Source organism: Parashewanella sp. 2210YD4-3 (assembly GCF_056591735.1).
Window position 1 is genome coordinate 372,740 of sequence record NZ_JBWQOG010000002.1, and the last position, 18,768, is coordinate 391,507.

The 18,768-nt window shown below is 37.7% G+C and carries 12 protein-coding genes; 2 read left to right on the top strand and 10 right to left on the bottom strand.

What is annotated here, in order from left to right; all coding sequences use genetic code 11:
• Positions 1-3 precede the first annotated feature (3 nt).
• Genes AC1EU0_RS04975 through AC1EU0_RS04990 form a run of 4 tightly spaced genes read right to left on the bottom strand, consistent with a single transcriptional unit; the run spans position 4 to position 7,698 of the window.
• Positions 4-2,112, bottom strand: a complete 2,109-nt coding sequence (locus AC1EU0_RS04975; RefSeq protein ID WP_480300857.1) for a GmrSD restriction endonuclease domain-containing protein — start codon at positions 2,110-2,112, stop codon at positions 4-6.
• The gene (locus tag AC1EU0_RS04980; RefSeq protein WP_480300859.1) at positions 2,112-3,905 is read right to left on the bottom strand and encodes a GmrSD restriction endonuclease domain-containing protein; all 1,794 of its coding nucleotides are present in this window, start codon (positions 3,903-3,905) and stop codon (positions 2,112-2,114) included. The genes AC1EU0_RS04975 and AC1EU0_RS04980 overlap by 1 nt, the downstream gene beginning before the upstream one ends.
• A gap of 32 nt (positions 3,906-3,937) precedes the next feature.
• A complete protein-coding gene (locus AC1EU0_RS04985; protein WP_480300860.1) occupies positions 3,938-5,248 on the bottom strand; it encodes a restriction endonuclease subunit S in 1,311 nt (436 codons plus the stop codon).
• Positions 5,249-5,259: 11 nt separating this feature from the next.
• Positions 5,260-7,698, bottom strand: a complete 2,439-nt coding sequence (locus AC1EU0_RS04990) for a type I restriction-modification system subunit M (RefSeq protein WP_480300862.1) — start codon at positions 7,696-7,698, stop codon at positions 5,260-5,262.
• Between the two features lie 288 nt (positions 7,699-7,986).
• On the opposite strand from AC1EU0_RS04990, the gene AC1EU0_RS04995 reads away from it, so the two are divergent.
• Positions 7,987-8,355: a hypothetical protein gene (locus AC1EU0_RS04995; protein WP_480300863.1), complete on the top strand. Its 369-nt coding sequence runs from the start codon at positions 7,987-7,989 to the stop codon at positions 8,353-8,355.
• Between the two features lie 67 nt (positions 8,356-8,422).
• Here the strand turns inward: AC1EU0_RS04995 and AC1EU0_RS05000 are convergent, their stop codons facing one another.
• Complete coding sequence (locus tag AC1EU0_RS05000) at positions 8,423-9,874, bottom strand: hypothetical protein (RefSeq protein WP_480300864.1); 1,452 nt, start codon at positions 9,872-9,874, stop codon at positions 8,423-8,425.
• Positions 9,875-10,125: 251 nt separating this feature from the next.
• Here AC1EU0_RS05000 and AC1EU0_RS05005 point away from each other — a divergent pair, with 251 nt between their 5' ends.
• Entirely contained in the window at positions 10,126-11,877 is a 1,752-nt protein-coding gene (locus tag AC1EU0_RS05005; protein WP_480300866.1) for a TniQ family protein, read from the top strand.
• An 823-nt stretch (positions 11,878-12,700) separates the two neighbouring features.
• On the opposite strand, the gene cas6f is transcribed toward AC1EU0_RS05005, so the two are convergent.
• The 5 genes from cas6f to AC1EU0_RS05030 all read right to left on the bottom strand — a co-directional run bounded on the left by cas6f (position 12,701) and on the right by AC1EU0_RS05030 (position 18,731).
• Positions 12,701-13,318 (bottom strand): type I-F CRISPR-associated endoribonuclease Cas6/Csy4, encoded by a 618-nt coding sequence (gene cas6f / locus AC1EU0_RS05010; RefSeq protein WP_480300867.1) that lies wholly within the window; start codon positions 13,316-13,318, stop codon positions 12,701-12,703.
• 11 nt (positions 13,319-13,329) lie between these two features.
• Positions 13,330-14,370, bottom strand: coding sequence for a type I-F CRISPR-associated protein Csy3 (gene csy3 / locus AC1EU0_RS05015; protein ID WP_480300869.1), 1,041 nt, complete (start codon positions 14,368-14,370; stop codon positions 13,330-13,332).
• A 13-nt stretch (positions 14,371-14,383) separates the two neighbouring features.
• A complete protein-coding gene (locus AC1EU0_RS05020) occupies positions 14,384-16,438 on the bottom strand; it encodes a type I-F CRISPR-associated protein Csy2 (RefSeq protein WP_480300871.1) in 2,055 nt (684 codons plus the stop codon).
• Position 16,439: 1 nt separating this feature from the next.
• Positions 16,440-17,627: a TniQ family protein gene (locus tag AC1EU0_RS05025; RefSeq protein ID WP_480300872.1), complete on the bottom strand. Its 1,188-nt coding sequence runs from the start codon at positions 17,625-17,627 to the stop codon at positions 16,440-16,442.
• A 72-nt stretch (positions 17,628-17,699) separates the two neighbouring features.
• Positions 17,700-18,731: a TniB family NTP-binding protein gene (locus tag AC1EU0_RS05030; protein WP_480300874.1), complete on the bottom strand. Its 1,032-nt coding sequence runs from the start codon at positions 18,729-18,731 to the stop codon at positions 17,700-17,702.
• Between the last annotated feature and the right edge of the window lie 37 nt (positions 18,732-18,768).

The window sequence follows — 18,768 nt, forward strand, 5'->3', positions numbered from 1 at the left end:
CTATCAATTCCTTTCTAACTCTGGTAACAAATTAAAGAGTTCACAGTAATTTCCCCCTCTGAAATTACCTGTAGTATTAAAAAGAGGCTTACTATGTTCAAAGGCTCTATCTCTATCTTCTATTACGTAATCTACATTTAAAGCGATATACGCCCCTTTGCACCACATAGCTTCTCTGAGCTTATTGTTGTACCACAGTAATTGAGTTAAAAAGTCATCATCAGTTTTCACGGCAAAATGTTTTCTTTTTTCTTCTAATAGCCTTTCAGGTGTCCACCCTGTTTCCATCAATTCGCTGAAGAACATAATGAATTCATTATTTTTTAGGTAGGGCATTCGAGAGCGAATGATATTGCGCCAGTCATTAAACTGGTAGTTTTCGTAGTACCAAGGTGATTTGCGTTTCCAAAATTTACCATAATGCAGTAATAAACTCTGAAGAATTGGAAACTTACTTGTGTCACTCGAATTTTCTGGTGGAAAACACAGATAAAAAGTATCTTTAATTTTAGTTAGCTTTTCAAACGTTAATGCTTCATCAAAATTAACCAAGTGACTACTATTGGTCATTCCCACATCAGAGCCATCAAGGTTGTATGGGTGATCTTCAATTTGCCAAAGCATCGACTCTAACTCTGCCCAATCTTCTTCATCAGATACAAGCTCTAGCCAACGCTCTTTTTTGTACTCTTCATCATCATTCTTATTTGATATATAGCCATGAATAAGCAAATTACTAACAGAACTACTTACCCCGTTATCACCAACAACGGAACGGTTATTATTTTTATAGCGAAGATAAAATTGACGTATTCCACGAAAAATTTGATGTACACTCAATTTGTCAAGAGATAAAGCTGAATTAACCCAATGTAAGACCCCCCACATAAAAACCATTCGTCTCCTTTCTGTTGCGAGATGGTCATAGCTATAGTCAATTACCCAAGCAGTTGTATTTGAATTGAACATCGACCAAAAGTCATCGAAAAACTTATCCAACCATCCAGCATAGGGATACGACTTTGCAAACTCTAGGCGCTGAGTTTCCATAAATTGAAGAATGCCCATATATTGACTAATAACATCAAGCGTAAGCTCCTGAGCTAATATGTTCTGTGTAGGTTTTAACGATTTGTTTTGTTCTAGCCAGCTATTAGCATTCCCTGATAAGTATATTTGTAAGCCACAAATACAGCTTAAAAACTCATTGAAGCCCTTATCAGCATTGAGGGTTTCAATAGGTTTGGATTTAACTCCTCTGGTTCTCATTCGCCAAAAGAAGTCTTGCCAATTTTCCCACTCAGCACCCTTATCATTTTTGCATTCGGTAGAGTCAAGCTTCCTTAATAACTCTGCTTTGAGGTTTTCATTACCTTGCATCTGCTCACCACGGGCATTGAGATAGATATATAAGTTCTCACCTTGTGCGCTGATATTAGTATCAAAGTACCAAAACTCTGTATATTCATTTACATATGAATACAAAAGGGCTTCATCTAAATTGTGATCTTCAAGAAATGTTTTAATCACCTTCAAGTTATTGATGATATTTTTAATGGTTATATCATCTTCATAGCTACTTAAATACCAAGGTTGATCTTCTATATTCTTGCCAGCATGTTCAAGATAAAAGGTCACCAGTTTCCGAATAAATGTGCAAGCAGAGCTGCGCACTCGATAGTCCAACTTAGGTGTTTCTTTAATACAATATTTGTTCTTAAAATCAGCCCCGTTGCCTGTACGAACTGCTAGCAACAATAAAACTAAATATAGGGTGGTAATTCTTTGTTGCCCGTCAATCAAAAAGTAACGTCCGCTGTACTCCTGATCACTGTAGGCATAGATAAACCCAATATTTGACGAGAAATTTCTCTGGCGATAAAAATCAGCAAAATCTTCTTCAAGTTTATGTAAACCGTCCATGGTATCGGTCAAATTTAATGACGGAACATCAGCCTGCTGATAGCGAGTAAAATCAGAAACAATGGAAGATAGAAGCCCACTAACTTGTTCCTTCTGCCAAACATAATCTCGTTGTATTTCTGGAATGATCAGTTGGTCTATATACCGATTTACGAATAAAGATTGATAGTTATATTTACCTGCTCTCATTAATCATCATCCCTAATTATTTGCATAACGGTGCTAGCGATATAGTCTGCATGACTTTGAATATCTTGTTTTGACCATAAAGCTAAATCATCTTCCAGCCCATTAATCATTTTGGAAAACACATCAAACGTGTGCTTGGGAACAAAGTCTCCTCTTTGAATTAGTTTTAGGATTTTTTGTCTTTTTCCATCAAAAAATTTACATCCTAAAGCACTGTTCGCCCCTCCAGTGAGCAAGCACATGTTTCCGATATTATCTAATATCCCAGTCTTTCGAATGGCATTCACATAAACTTTTTGCTCTTCATTTGTACGGGATTTTTGTTGCAACAATGACTCAACTTCTTCATTTTTTTCGTTCAAAAGCGCTCTAATATTTATCTTTTCAGACTCAGTTAACACATGACCTTTACCTTCAGGCGTTTGAGGAAACACGTGCTCTAAAGACCAATCTTGTCGCTTAAACGAATCAAAATCAAAACGTCGAGTAACATTTATTGGAAACACACTTAAAGCCAATAAAACGGCATGAATTTGCTTGTCATCATCACCATACTTTAAGCTTTTTATCAAAGCGTTTTTGTCGTCACTTTCAGAATGTTCACCAAACATTAATTCAGATTTTTTGCCCTTTAAAAATGACTTTAATGCTGTTTTAGTTGGTAATGCTAGGCAGTCCTTTAAAAAGCTTAATCCCTTGTATTTACTTTTTAAGGTAAATCGACAAAAGCCGATCAGATGATAAACATCATCACTTTCAAACCAATCTTTTAAACGCTCATGCACTTCAATCAATTGATTAAACCCATTATTTATTTCACTTTGGTGTTTAGTGAAAAAATTGAAGAGAGGATGGCTGGTATTAGTTTTGGCGTCACCTATTTCAGAAGCTTTAGCTCCCATACATAGAGCAGTTAATTGAAGTAATCCGTGTAGAGGGGAAAGGGTATCATCAAAATAGAAACTGTTGATATCACCACGTTGTGCCCATTGCTGAATATCTTCCCATGTTCGACTAAGACCAAGCCTAACTTCCATTACTTCACGAAAGTGACTATCTGCATTACGAACTTTTTCACGTCCCACTCGTGTAATAAATAAAGCCTTTATGAGTTCAACTTCTGAAAGTGGCACCTTGTTGCTGTTTAGGTTTTTGAACACTGTTTCGCTGACGATATGTGGTTCAACAGAATTTACAATTAACTTTACGTTGGTAAGCAAGTAATCTTGAAATGAGTTAATCTTTACCTTGTTATCTTTCAGGAAGCGAGTGCAAGCTTTTACTGCACCATGTAAATAAAAAATATCTTGGCGATCCAACCTTTCGGTGTCTTCTGCAATAAAGTCATTCCAACTCAGCTCAGCAATTTGCTTAAGCTTTTCGTGCTTGTAAATGAACTCATCAAAGAAGTTTTCTCTAATGGCATAATCAAGCTTATGACGTGCAATATTTTCTTCATCAGTCTCCTTTTCAAGAAGCATATTAATAACTGACAATAAAACAGAAAGAGTGGTTAAACGCTGCTGACCGTCAATGACTTCCATATATTGCGAATCACATAGCATCAAGGGCTTTACTGTGATGTATTGTAAGTAATACTCGTCTTCTTGTTTGATATAAGCATGCCATAAATCATCAAGTAAAATGCTTACTGCACCAGTTGACTCACTCCCCCATTTATAGCCACGTTGATAGGCTGGAATATGAAAACAACTCGCATGATATTGAGATAAACACCCACTTTGACTTTCATGATTAAAAATATCACCAATGGAAAATACGAGTTCTTTCATTTTGTTCATCCTTGATATTCATATTGTTATTATTAGCTTCCGCTTAACGGCACTTTAATTTTGCCCGTAACAGCACTGTTGATCAGTGTGGTTTTGTATTCTTTGAGTTTTTCGATTTTGTCTTTTAATAACGCTACTCCCTCATCTGATGAAGTAGTGAAGGAAACGACATAATCAACGATGTCTCGTTGTTCCTTCAGAGTCGGAATGAATAAATCCACTTTAGAGAAATTTTCAAAATTTAGATCTTGTCCGTCTCTAATAAAGCTAGCGGTCTGCTGAAGCGCTTTGATATATAAAGGAAGTTTTAATAAATATCCGTAAAATGCTGGCTCAATTTCTTCTAACGCTCTCAGAACAACATAAGAGGAACGGATGCAGCCACTGTCCCAAGCTCTCTCCAAGCCACCCTGAAAGCTTCTCATGCTAATCACAAAATCATCTTTTTCAACGTGTTTTCTTTTATCCAAATGAAATTGGATTTTTACCACTCGTTTGCCCGTTAATAATTCATACTGTTCCTGTGGTATAACACCATATGCCTGTGTGGCAGAGAGCTGAACATCCTCTTTTCTGGCTCTTTCCTTTCTCTGAGTATATAGAAACTTGCTTCTACGAACCTCCCAATGCTCTGGGATTTGTCCTATCCAATCTACGCCTGAGTCTTTCATTGGGGCGCTAGGATCGAGTCCTTGGGTGACGGCTTGTTGGATAATGATTTGCTTGCGCTCTTTTAACAGCTCGATTTGCTGTTGTTTAATGGCAATGGCTTCATCTATCTGCGCTGTTTTTTTGTCGAGGAAATTGGCAATGGCGGTTTGTTCTTTTAGTTTTGGAACTGCAATTTTAAAAGACTTATATTTTGGAACCGAAATACTAGGCACAGTACCGGGATTGACGAACCAATCAAAATCTATAACTTTATGTAGATAAAAGTTAAACATTGGATCAATATTAATGCACTCAAATGCAATACAATTATTGTCTATTATTGAACATTCTTTAATGAGCTTCCGATGATTTTTTCGCAGAGCCTCACCAATTTTAGCTGTCACAAGTGAACCTGCTGGTATCATATTCCATTTATATTTTTTTACTTGTTGGAAAGAAACTTTATTAACAGAGTCACCTACATAAATCCTATCATTCCCAAAATCACTAATTTTGATGAATGGAATATCGCCACTTCCTCCTTGCATTTCAATTGGGAAGCCATTTCCGGAACGTTCTTTTACCATCAATTTCAATGGAACTAAGCTCCAACTTTCAGGAACCTCCCCCAACCACTCAACACCTGAATCTTTATAAGCTTCATATTTAGGCATGGTTGTTAATTCATTCATCACCTATTCTCCTACGCTTTGGCGAGTTCAATGCCTAATATCTCGGAGATCAAGCCTTCGGCTTTTCTCTCTAGGGCAATAATGTCGTGAGCGACTTCCTCAATCGAGCGCAGGGCTTTGTGTTGGTAGAAGTATTTGTTAAAGCTGATCTCGTAACCAATTTTGACTGAATCAAGGTTGATCCACGCTTCATCCACATGGGGTTTCACTTCATCAAGAAAGTATTGGTGAATTTCACTGTTGCCAGTGTTTTCATTCGCATCTTTAGCTGAGTAAGTTAGCGGTACAGATTCAGCATCACGCAAGTCTGAGCTTGGCTCGTAAGTGGTGTATTCGTTGGTGTTATTTGACGGGAAGTAACCAAAATCTGCGAGTTGAGATTGCTCACAGCCTAAGTGGTCTAAGAGTTCATCCAGCTTGTCTTGTTTTAGCTTAACGACTTTCTTGACGACTTTTTCAGCGCTTTCGTCATACCAGCTCACGGCATTTACAACGCTCGTGTAAAACCCTTTGCGTTTACCGCTTGCAATATCGCTTAATATTTCGGGCGCAACGGTTTTAAACAGCTTTTCTACATCACGCTTAAATTGGTTAAAGTCGCTGTATTCTTGGGTGATGGTCTTTTTAAATTCGTTAGCCAGCTCAACCAGTAATCGACCGTCTTGCCATGTTTTACCATCTAACAGCTTCTTTTTGGCTTTGGCATTAAGGCTAATATCGTTTTCTTCACACCACGATATAATCGCCTTTTGCTCAGCTTGTAAAAACTCTGGCTGATAGACCTTATCGCCATGTTCGTTGTAGAGATACTCCATCACTTCACGTAACGATTTATCAAAACGCAATGGTGCAATGAGTTCGTCTTTGAACTGTGCCTTACGACGATCTGGACGTTCGATATTGACTTTGTAGTAACCAAAATCAGCATTATCAAACACCTTAGACGCAATACCCATTGGGTCGTTGTTATCGTCTTTTGTGCGCTCGATGTCTTTGCCATCAAGGTAGACTTGAGTAATTTGTGCAATATGCTGCGGTGAAAATTCGCAGTTTTTATTACCTAAGTTTTTACGCAGCTTTCTACACAGTAGGCTGGCATCGATTAACTGTACCTTGCCTCTGCGCTGCGCTGGCTTGTTATTGTTTATCAGCCAGATGTAGGTGGTAATGCCTGTGTTGTAAAACAGGTTATTTGGCAGCTGCACAATGGCATCAAGCCTATCGTTTTCGATAAGGAAGCGACGAATGTTACTTTCACCAGAGCCAGCATCCCCCGTAAACAAACTTGAACCATTGTGAACCGATGCGATACGGCTTCCTAGAATGCCCTGAGCAGGCGTTTTCATTTTACTGACCATTTCCATTAGGAACAGTAATTGACCGTCACTAGAGCGTGGTGCGGCATCGACAGTGGCTGTTTTGCCCCAATAGTCAGCGAGAGTAACTTGAAAACGAGGATCGATAATATCTGAGCCATCTTTAATGTGTTTTTGATCACTTGCCCAGCTTTTGCCGTAAGGCGGGTTGGACAGCATGAAGTCAAAGCGTTTAGCCATGAACTCATCGGTTGCGAGTGTTGAGCCTTCTTTGATGTTTTCAGGGTTATTACCTTTGATCATCATGTCTGATTTACAAATGGCGTAGGTTTCGTCGTTGATCTCTTTGCCGTAAAGGTGAATATCACGCTTTCCGTCAGCAACAGGGTATTTTTCTTCAATAAAGTTTTGGGCTTCGGTGAGCATACCACCACTACCACAGGCAGGATCGTAGATGGTCAGCGGATCAGGTAACTGTGCTTCAATTGGGTCAAAGACCAAGTGGGTCATCAGCTCAATCACTTCTCTTGGGGTAAAGTGCTCTCCTGCTTCTTCGTTGTTTTCTTCGTTAAATTTGCGGATCAACTCTTCAAACACATAACCCATGCCCAAATTGGTTAGAGCTGGCATTTTGTTGCCATCAGGATCTTCTTTTGCTGTTGGCGTTAGGTTGATGTATGGCGAAACAAACTTTTCAATCACCTCAAGCAATACGTCTTTTTCTGCCATGTGGCGGATTTGCGATTGCAGGTTAAAGCATTTGATGATTTCTTTTACGTTATCACTGAAGCCAAGCAAGTATTCTTCAACGTTAGCTAATAGAATTTGACGGTTATTCGTGGCGGTATTTTTAAGGCTTTTTAGCGTCCACTTGGAAGTGTTGTAAAACACATAACCTGATGCGGTTTTTAATGGCTCATCGTCAAGCTCAACGGCATCCATTTCTTCTTTTTGAAATTTAACTTCATCCAGCACCGCTTGCTTAGTTGGCTCTAGCAAGGTATCGATACGACGCAGCACTACCATTGGCAAGATCACATCTCGATATTTACCTCGCACGTACACATCTCGTAAGCAGTCGTCTGCAATCGACCAAATGAAAGAAACCAGTTTGTTATGTACGCTGTGGTTCATCGAATATCCACCTTGAAAGAAGTAAGAAAAATCAATCACATTATTGAGTTGTTGACGGATTGATTAATGCGAGTAGCAAAGAAAAGAAAGCTATTTTGCACTATAAGCTGTGATTGGTTAAGAGAAAATTGATGGTTTACAAATTAACTAAACTTCCAACCAATTAATATTAATTATGCCAAAGATTAAAATTAGGAAGTGTGAAGCAAATCCGCATATGCAATATGGATATTTAATATGATTAAAAGGCTATAAACAAAGCACAAAGCTGTTTACTGAGGAGTATCTATGGGGTTTGGCGTGAATAACGATCCTGAAAAAGTTTATGCGGCAACAATGGCACAGCACAACGAGACTGTACAAAAAGATAAAGAGTTCAAACAGCTTGTGAGCGAGTTAGCTCAATTTAGATTTAGAACTAGCAAGGAGTTATCAGCCTATATTGTTCGACACAAATTAGGTCATCGCTATCCCAATATCTCAGGAGTTCTTGATATGACTGACGGCCAAGACTCATGGAAATTCAACGGTGGATTTCCACAAGATATTTATCGTAGGCTCTGCATTGAGCTGAAACTTGAAGGGCAACATAGTTCAGCAAGACCTAGTGGGTTCAAGTCGTACAAGCAATTAAGCGAAGAAGATAATTTGTTTTAGGCTTTGTCAATTTTGTAGCTACAAGATTAAGGAGCTGTTTCATTCAGCTCCTTATCATAAGCAAGCATTAGATTTCAGGATAAGTGTATGGAAATAGCTGATTATTTGTATTTCGGCAACCGCTATGCTTTTGAAAGACCTTATCTTTATGCAGCCATATTGTGTCTGAATAGCCTTGAAGCGGTCTAGATATCGCTATTTTGAACATGGGGGAATTAGCTTCAATGACTCTACCGCAAAAAGTCTCTGCACCCACTTTTAGTCTGTTTCTCCATGCATTTAATTTAGCTAGATTGGCTTTACGTCTTTGCTGATTTTCTTTGCGAATTCGTAGCTCGGTGTCTTTTTTCATTTTTCGAGCCTTTGCGATTAAGTTTGCTTCATCTTGATATTGATATTTGTCGATAAAATTTCTTACGTCACCAAGTGTCTTCAATCTCTTGAATTCTTTTTGTTGCTCTCGCTTTATTTTTTGTTTATCTCGCTTAATTGAACTGCTCAGCTTCAACTTTGCTTTGGTAATGTTTTTTGCAAGGTCTAAGTTTTCATATTGAGCAATGTAGCTTTCAAGCTCAACGGTAGTTCGAGCATTTTTGAAATCACTATTTTGCTTTTTAATAAAATCACTCTTGGCTTCTGCTAGCTTTGTTTGATATTCACCTAATAGATCCGATTGAACGTTTGCATAATGCAAATTGATATCAGACTTTGCCTTACTCTCGAAATCATCAAGTGAACCATACGCAGGGATTTTGAATGAATACATTGGGATATCATTTAATCCAATAAACTCATATCGATTTATTTCTTTTTGCTTTTCTTTTTGGTGCCTCCGTACCTCACCGTATTTTGTTAGCTCATACTTGGACAAGCTCTTATGCAAATCACTAGCTTTAGCCATATAGTTTATATAATTTTCTAAAGAGCCATGCTTTTCAACAACAGCGTTAGCGGTATGTTTATAAAAACTATCGTGATCAAATTCAATCCACTTGTGCACCCAAATTGAACCATGACTCAGTAAGCTTATTGCACCATAAACAATCGTACCACCCACTATTGGTATACCAGCAATTGCTAATGCTGTACCACTTAGTAAAACATTTTTAGCCGATAAGCCTGCCCTTTTTCCATCTTTAATACGGTGTTCATAAGTATCACCATAGGCACTTTTTGTGCCATTTAAGTGAAAAAAAGGTGAGTTAATGTTTTCAAAGCGCTTACATTTTCCTTCTTTAACATCACATGTAAAACGCTCGGTTCGGAATGCTGGATATAAGGTTTTGCCATTAAACTCCCACTGCTGGGTTGCGTACCTATCTGTATTTATACTCTTTTCTTCCATTAAATGAGAACCAAGAGTAAATTTATCACCGTTACGGATCAGAGTTCCATATAGAGTTATTTTATTGATCTTACTCTGGAGAGCTTTTGATTTTTTAGGGTCTATTTTAGGAGTTGAAGCACAGCCTGCTGCAAGAGATAAAACAAGTAAACTAGAGATGGCATTTTTCTTCATATCAGTCCATTCCTTACTATTTATTGTCCATAATAAATAGAGCTACCGCTAACCATCCGCTCCAGCTTTTTGTCTATCAAACTATAACTGTTTAAAAAACGCAATATCTTAATTAAAACATACAGATATTTATTTTTTATTGCTGACATTAACAAGAAATATTACGCAAATTAAAGTCACTTAACATTCATTGATATAGAGCACGATTGACGGTATCAAGCATTTACCATTAACCAATACTCCGTAACTGCTTGAAATTAATCAATCGTTTATACCCTCAACCCAACGAGCTTCTACCTAGCTACTTACATCGACTAGCAAACGGCAACGGCTATCGGAATGTTCAAACCTTGATGAAGCTATTAGGGGAAGAACTGGTTAACACAAGAGTACCGAGTAAGCGATTATTCTTTGGTGATTTTGATACTGAGAAACTAGCAAGTTTGGTAAACCAGCCTCATCAAAAGATTGAATCGAGACAGCTAATCAAACATGGAGCAACTCGCTTCAGTTATATGAAGCAACATTTCTTAGCTAAAGCCTTCGACTTCACTTACTTAAAAGTTTGCCCTCATTGCTATTCTGATGCATCCACATTCAATCTTCTTAACAGCTTAAAGATGAAAAGCTGTTGCACCGAACATAGATGCAGCTTGCTTTCAATCAATCCCGACAACGGGAAAAAGCTAAGTTGGAGTACCCATCACCTGAAAACGAAATTACCTGAGTGGGTAAATGATATTCCAGCTAGAGAAATAACTGAACGAGAACTTCAACTTAACCAACATATTGAATACTTATGGGAACAACAGCCAAGCTCGATTTATCCTGTTGTAAATAATCTGAAGTTGTCGGAATTTATCGATATCTGTAGTTTTTTATCTCACTTTCATTTGAGAGCATTTCCTGCTCATAAAAGTTCTGATAATCCATGTTTAATCGCTCACGATTACTTGTGTGATTGGCCGAACAAATTCTATGAGTTACTCGATTTCTTCCAAACGCATCCAATGAGAACGAAAGGGCATACAGGAATAAGAAATTGCTACAGAGATTTGTATGATGATCTTTGTTCTACTGAAAACAGCCAGTTTGATGGCTATCGACTTTTAAAAAAAACCTTTGATCAGTTTATTCAATCACATTTCAGCAATGGTAATTTCAATGCCAATATTACTCTTATTGATAGCAATATTATTTCATCAAGAGCGTTTGTAAACCAAACACAAGCAATGGCAGTTCTGGATGTTCCAGTATCTAAGTTTAAAGTTCTACTCAGAGAATCATTCCTTAAACCTAAAACTGTACTGAAAAATGGCGATGCCATGTATGCTCGCTCAGACATCATCACACTAAAAACTCGCTTGGAAAGGTGCTTAAGTTTAAATGGCGCAGCCAAGCTTCTTGGCTTGAGTCAATATCGCTTAAGGCTTTTGATTAATGGCGGGATCATCAAGCCGTTACTTAAACCCACCAAAGCCAATAGGGACTGGCTTATTGAAAAAGAAGAATTAGAAAGCTTCGTCAAAAGGTTAGTCTCCTGTGCTCAATTGAAAGTAACCAAACCACACAAGAACCAAGTTAAACAGTTTCAATTTTTGGGTGTAGATTTTCTAGAGTTAGTGAGACAAATGTTAGATGGGCAGATTGCTTATACCTACAACCCTCTCAAACGCTCTCCTTTGGCATTTAAACAGTTTATTCCTGTGAGAAGTAAGCATGAACAGCCCGATCCTGAATGGTTATCACCAGCCGAAGCCTGTACCTTTTTAGAAGTAAACAAAAATGTGATTTACGAGCTACTTAAAAAGAACTTTATCAAGGGCAAAAAGAAAAGCGTAAAGCGAACAGCCAGACCAGTGCTTCATATTCACAAAGCCAGCGCCATTGAGTTCAAAAATGCTTACCAATTAAGGCATCAAATCCACGAACCTGAACGCCATACAATTGTTCACGGGAAAAGTGTTGATGGTTTTATGATTAACTTGTATCAAAGGGTTTAGCCTACCCCAATCTCTAAAAATTTTTGCTCACTGATTTCAGTATTAATAGTCACATGCCTTAATACACCTTTGCCGGCTCCCGAATGCTTTCTTACAATAGATACCACACCTTGCCGATCAACAAAAGACCAGCATTAACAATGACTTACTTTAACTCACCCATAATTAAAAGTAGGATCGCCTTAGAGTATTTTGTACGAGGTGAGTATGAATTCAGCAATGAAAGCAATGGGTGAAGGCAGAGGGATTCCAGATAACAGCGGTATTCAGCGAATGGAACTAAATTCTGGCTTAATATCTGATAATAAGAGTGAATTACAACGAAAATGTTACAAGTAATTGTTGCCTTTATTATGCTTACGCTTGCTTACGTTTTTATATTATCAATCCCAATTTATTTTCTTTGGAATTGGCTTATGCCGAGCTTATTCCATCTGCCAAAAATTGAATACCTTCAATGCATCGGCCTGCTGTTTATCATCATACTAGTGAGAGGATTTTTTTCGAATGATTAAGTGGTAATGACACAAAACTAAACTTAGCCATCCGTGGCTATTGTCCTCTATTAGCTACCTGTACGGTAAGTCACTCTTAATTAACTCTGACATCAATAAACAGCAAATTTTCGGCTACCTGTGCGGTAGGTCACCTACACGGACGAGCAAAAAGCCAAAGCCCAATATTTTCGGCTACCTGTGCGGTAGGTCACAAGAAAAATCAAAACAAAAACCCAAACATTTCTGATAGTTAAATGGATTTTTAGTAAAGTACCAATCAGATTTCAACATCATCTAACCTCCTAATATCTAATGAGATTTAATTCTCACAAAATTTCATGGTCAAAGTTTAGATCTGGTACAGTTCCTATTGATATCTGATTTGAAGCTAGGCCATAGTGACCAAAGTCACAATTTGCGGCATAACCTACGGCAGATTTTTTTTGAATATACAAAGGAAAGGCTTTATGGCTGCTTGTGCTTTCAACTATCAACTTATGAAAGTGACTAAAGTCCCTTTCGTTAAAACTATGCTTGGGTTGATACTCTCGACCAGCTTTTTCAGCTCTTCGTTTACATCGCTCAATTCGGCGTTGCCGTTCTCGTAACGTATTTTTAGCAATACCGTTATTTCTTATATATTGAACTTCTTTTAAACCGTTAGGGACTTCTTCTGAATTTGAAACAAAGAAAAGTCCATCTTCATTCATCATATTGAAATATCGATTTTTTCTAAATGATTCAAGGTTTCTGTAATTATTAGATACAAAACCGATTTGTCCCCCGATGTCTGAATCTGACCACTTTGGAAAAGATACTCCAATGCTTGTTTGTCCGTTGTGGCTTACAACACCATGCAGGACAGAAATACATCTTGCCGCTAGTAATGAATTACTAGCGTTTTCGGGTAAATACTTGATCATAAAATAGTAACGATTGCGCATAATCACTTACCTCATGCTTTATCACTTTTACGATTAAAAACGCCACCTTTAACGAGCATCGCCATTAAGTAGTGGATTTCGTTTGAGATCTCATCCTCCCCTAATTTGTTGTACCTTAAAAATCGAATATAAAATGGCACCTTAGGTAACAGCGAATACACATCTTGTCTATTTCTAGGCACTCTTAGCGCAATATGCTGACCATGAACAGCGCCATACTCACTCACTCGAATTGGCTCCTCTATATCAATCCAGTCATCAATCAATTGAATTCCAGCGCCCACTTTGTATTTCGTGAAACATACCGTCATTTGCTCAGAGTTAAGACTCGTTTCTGCAACCGTAGGTTCTTTACCTGCTCTACGTTCAGCTTCTGAGTGTACGAGTTGACTTGGGATTATCTCTTGCAGAGTTTCAGCCCTAATTTTGGCTTTAATTTGTAGTGTTAAAGTACCTGTAGATGACAACGCTGTATCAATAAGTGCTGTTAATTCATCTAGGTCATCTTGATAACCTTCCCAGCCATCACTCCATTGTAAGCTTTGAATGTTTTTGACTTTTATTAGCAGGTTACCTCTACGTTTAATTGATAATGTGATTGGCCGGTCTGATTCAATATTTTTCCATAGCCACTGACCACGAAGAATATTTTTAGCATAGCGCTTTGCTAATTCATGGTATCCATTTTGCTCCTTATAGCTTTTAGCGAAACGCTGGAGGTATTTAGAAACTTTTAGATCATCATGCCCATGTGGCTTAAGGCTATCTGCTCGAAGCTTTAATGAAAATTTACAATAAAACCATTTGGCCTCATAAGGTACATGACAATATGGAGCACAGTGAAGCTGTGGTCGCCCTAGCTCATAAGCATTTATATTTTTAATGACCCCTTGCTCTTGATGACCCTCACTGAAAGCTGAAGTTGGTGAATTTGCTACTAGGTTGACGATAGAAATTGGTAATTTGACATCAGAGTCTGCTGACTTACAGTAAAAAATAGCGGGGGATGGGCGTATTGAACCGCTATAAGATAAACTCACAGGGATATCCACGATATTCCTCCTGTTATTTTGTCATCAAAGTGCTGTACTCAGAGATTTTGGGTGCCCAAAATGCGTTATCAAAGAAGAATTTTAATCCTTTGTTATTCGCATCAACCGGATGTACACATTTAGCTATACCTAATATAGGCTCACCAAAACAATGTCTTGGACTGATAGCCCCCTCTCTAGATTTCGGTTGCTCTAAATATGCATAACCTACATGGACGGGTTTTAGTTCTTGGTCTCGTTTAAGTAAACTAGATAGATCAGAAATGCATCTAATTCTGTGATCAGTTGGACATAACCAGCATCCTTTATGCGAAATAAACCTTAAGAATGAAAAGAGTTCTTGAATATTTGAAGTGAGGTAAAATTGTTTCTTAATCTTTTTATGCGAAAGAAAAATTTCACCACCCATGATCCGTTCTGGAAATGAGTTGGCCAAAACCTCAAGATTGACGTTAGCTTGCATATTATTTAGCCCAGCTAAACGAAAAACCAAATCAAATTTCATTTTGCTTTTAGGAAGGTCGAACAACGCTGGTCGGACAGGCGTATATTGACCCGCTTTACCATTTATACGGTCAAATTCAGGTAATGATGAATAGCACTTTACTTGATAAGAGTGAACGAATATCGCAACTCCTAATACTTTCAAATAAATACCAGACCGCCTTAAATTTAGCTCAAATTCATGAGAAAAACCCGCCAGAGCAATGATCGAAGGCATTCCCCATAGATACAAATTGCTCATGGTATTAATATCTTCAGCCGTTATATTTTTAACATGAAGGTAAGTAAAATTGGATTGAAGGTGTTCATCATAAGCACCTCTGCCATGTAACACATATTTTATTTGACGCTTTAGCAATTCAAGCAGCTTGGGATGGTAAGCAAATTTTTGAGTGGCATCAATTTCGCTTAGTTGCAGGTTAAGTTTGGCACTCAGCTTAACCGCTAGGCTTTGTACCTCAGCGTTCCCATATTCGACTAATTCTTTTATCAATGAGCCTTCTCTTAGCTTTTCTTCATCAAGATTGGCATATTTTTTAGATCTCAATATTCTGAACAACCACAAGTAGATAACTCTGCGTATGACTTTAATTGCATCAATACGAGCAAGGCGCTTGGCTCGAAGTGTTGGGTAGCGAACCGAAAATGTAATTTCGTAAAGCGCTTTTTTAAACCGATTGAAGCTAAGAGGTTTTTTGTAAAACAGGCTTTCGTCTGTGAGTTGGTTAACGTACTTTTCTAACTCTTGAAGGTGATGCATCGTATTCGGGTAATAGCTAAGTACATTTATTCTTCCACCCAATGCTGTAAGCAAACTTCCAGTATTCGTGTACCCCTTTTGAGGATAAAGAATGCTCCTACATCTAAGGCTATCATTCGCACAGGCTTTTTGAAGTTCTGACAGCACCCTATGGCTAACAACTGGAGTAATAGCTAAATAATCATCTTTATATGGGAATCTAAGTTGGATGGTATTGTGAACTTGATTAGGTACATGCGTTGCCAATGAGCTTTTTAATATTTTAACCACTATGTCTATGTATTGAAGACTGAAACCAAGATCTAGAAATTGCTCTATCCAAATAGCTTCACAATTTGCAACTAATTCGGCTAAACAGGTTACTTTTCCATTCCAACAAAATTCTGTGATTAAAGGAAAAGATCTTGTTACACGACCACCATTATGAGAATAACCATAACGAGTCGAGTCGGTACAGCCTTCACTGCATACACCATTAATTCCCTTATTTAAAATTCTGGCTCTTATCACCTGTTCTCGTATTCGAATGTCAGGATATTTCGAGTTATGTGTATGTATCCAAGCTGATTCTGACAGGGTTATGCCAAAATATTTTTTGTTATTTAAAAATTGTTTTGCCGAATGAAGATCTAGTAAATCAATGTGTTCATTCTTTGAGTATCCAAGGTTGATAAGTATCAGAAACATCTGCGCTTCAAAACCTGAAGCCTCAATCGGTGAGTTTGAGGGTTTCAGCCGATCTCGAATTTTGTTATTTCTCAAAGAGACAGTTTCATTGTCGAGTAACTCTTTAAGACTTTCCATTTCACCAAGCCGATATGATGTGATTTGACGTGATAGTGTTTGCGCCTTGTGCTTCGGCTAGCTCAATAACCTCTCTCAAGTAAAAAATCGGAATATGAGGCTTGTAAATGGCCTCAGTTGGGACTCCGAACTTGACTCTCAAGTATCCATCCTCCAACAGTCGAAACACTTGCTCAGCGGATGTCCTGAGCAATAGTGCACTATCCAATTGATTAATTAGCGTATCCGCAATATTGGCATGCTCGCATTTTGGGTAACGTCTTACTAAGTCAATAAAATAGTTAGTCAACTGTTCTAAAACTAAATTATTCGTTTTGTTAGTCGAAGCAAGCTTCAAATTCCGTAATTGATCACGCCAGATGTCGTTTACTGAAATTTGGTTAAATCCTGAAGTCTGCATTTCAATAGCGTTGTTTTCTTGTGTTTTCAGATAAGACAAGTAATTGTCAGGCCAGTAGGAAAAATAACTACTGAACTTTGAAAGAAAGCACTCATCATCAAGAGCGATACCAGCATGCTTTGAAAACCATAAATATTTACCAAACTCTAGCGAGAGGTGTTCAGCATTTTCTGGTGATTCAAAAAACGATGTCGAGATAGATTCTTCAATCTTTTTTGGTGGTTTGATTTGCCTTAAATCAAAACCACATGAGCAAAGCTCTACATTTTCATTTTGAATGTAGTTGATATCATTCCCGCATTTAGGGCAGTTAAAAATTAGCTTTACTTGGTGCATAGGACAGCACTGTATGGGCTTTAAATGCCAAATGAATCGAATATAATTTCTTTCTTGAAGGCAGATGGGGCAGATAGGGATTACATTATCTCTAAGCATGATATTTGGAAAAAGCACATTACTTCTTGCTAATGCCACATAACTTCCAAAGTGTTTATTGGTTCTCAACACAGATACCCTTAACAAGCTACTGGGTTGCAAATCGCAAAACTCCTCTAGTAGTTTTATCGCTTGTACACGATATGCACTTGAACTATGGGCTTTGTGTAAATTCAGCCTAGATAGGCTAGCAGGTAAAACACCTTTTAGCTCTTTATCTCGCAGACTAATAAAAGCATTTAAGCTTGGAAGAAATAAGCTTATTTTTTGAAACCCATTACTTCGAGCACAACGAATAAAATAACTTTCTAGAGTTTCTTCTGGAAACAATTTATTTCGTGTGAGAAATTTCATTGCCAAAGAGTATCCCAACAATTTGATATTGAATCGAATTCTTTAAGAATTAAAGGGCATAGCTTATTTCCATCATCTCTTAGAGAGAACATCTGATAAATTCAAATCTTCAAATTTGACCTTAGCGAAAACAGCATCTACAACTCTTTGCTCTTTTCTTTTTGCGTTTTCCTTCAAACTGGATGCTGATTTTTGCTGGTGTGCCGTCACATCTTGAATAGATTCAATTAGAAATGGATTCTTTCCTTTGAAATTTGCATTGTCATTAACAGCTTGAATAAAATCGTCCTTTACAACAAAATTCCTTTCATTTTCAATCGCCAATTCGCATGCGGGAAGTATAGTGCCGTCCATGAGTTCTGAAATATTACCTCTTGATGCAGAAAATAGCCTGAACGCCATTTCCACTTGCCATATCGATTGATAAGTTTTTATGGGCAACCGCTCTTGTACTTTTTGGAGAAACATCTGAAATTCTTTAAAGTTTGCTAAAGTATAATTTGTTAATTCATATCGACACCTTACTCTTCGGCTCAATTGAGCATTAATATCGATTACTGGCTTAGCCCAAGGTACACCGACTAACATGACAGGAATGCGGCTCTCATTAATTAAGATTTTGAACCACTCTCCGATCTCTTGAATCACATTCTTATTGGTAGTTTCAATTGCATGTTGAACTTCGTCGATGATGATCAACTCAGTTCCTGCTATTTTCAATAACCTAATTAATCTTGTTGTTAATTCACGAACATCTCCCTTGAGCCCCTCCAAAGGATCACCTAACTCATATAATAATTGTGACACGACAGGTTTAGGGTGTTTTGCTTTAGGAAGTTGACAATACAAAACTGGTACTACCGTTTTTTCACCATTATTACCATTAACATCATACTTCGAATGCTTTTTAAGATACTGTTCAATAAAATACGTTTTACCTACTCCAGTTTCACCTAATAAGATCATGCATTTAGGCATGACTTCATAGTTATTTATCTTGCTAAATTCACGAGATTTTTTCATTGCTTGTAAGATTTCATTTAATTGATGAGTGGCAATAAAAAAATTTAAAGCTTTTATGGATTCAGATTTACCTTTTAACATAACCTCTCCCAATAAATAATCCCCACAGCGAGCTGTG

What these genes read in the sequence shown, in the direction of transcription:
- AC1EU0_RS04990 (WP_480300862.1), bottom strand. Translation starts at nt 7,698, where the DNA reads ATGAACCACAGCGTACATAACAAACTGGTTTCTTTCATTTGGTCGATT.
- AC1EU0_RS04995 (WP_480300863.1), top strand. Translation starts at nt 7,987, where the DNA reads ATGGGGTTTGGCGTGAATAACGATCCTGAAAAAGTTTATGCGGCAACA.
- AC1EU0_RS05020 (WP_480300871.1), bottom strand. Translation starts at nt 16,438, where the DNA reads ATGGAAAGTCTTAAAGAGTTACTCGACAATGAAACTGTCTCTTTGAGA.
- AC1EU0_RS05025 (WP_480300872.1), bottom strand. Translation starts at nt 17,627, where the DNA reads ATGAAATTTCTCACACGAAATAAATTGTTTCCAGAAGAAACTCTAGAA.
- AC1EU0_RS04980 (WP_480300859.1), bottom strand. Translation starts at nt 3,905, where the DNA reads ATGAAAGAACTCGTATTTTCCATTGGTGATATTTTTAATCATGAAAGT.
- AC1EU0_RS04975 (WP_480300857.1), bottom strand. Translation starts at nt 2,112, where the DNA reads ATGAGAGCAGGTAAATATAACTATCAATCTTTATTCGTAAATCGGTAT.
- AC1EU0_RS04985 (WP_480300860.1), bottom strand. Translation starts at nt 5,248, where the DNA reads ATGAATGAATTAACAACCATGCCTAAATATGAAGCTTATAAAGATTCA.
- cas6f (WP_480300867.1), bottom strand. Translation starts at nt 13,318, where the DNA reads ATGCGCAATCGTTACTATTTTATGATCAAGTATTTACCCGAAAACGCT.
- AC1EU0_RS05000 (WP_480300864.1), bottom strand. Translation starts at nt 9,874, where the DNA reads ATGAAGAAAAATGCCATCTCTAGTTTACTTGTTTTATCTCTTGCAGCA.
- AC1EU0_RS05030 (WP_480300874.1), bottom strand. Translation starts at nt 18,731, where the DNA reads ATGTTAAAAGGTAAATCTGAATCCATAAAAGCTTTAAATTTTTTTATT.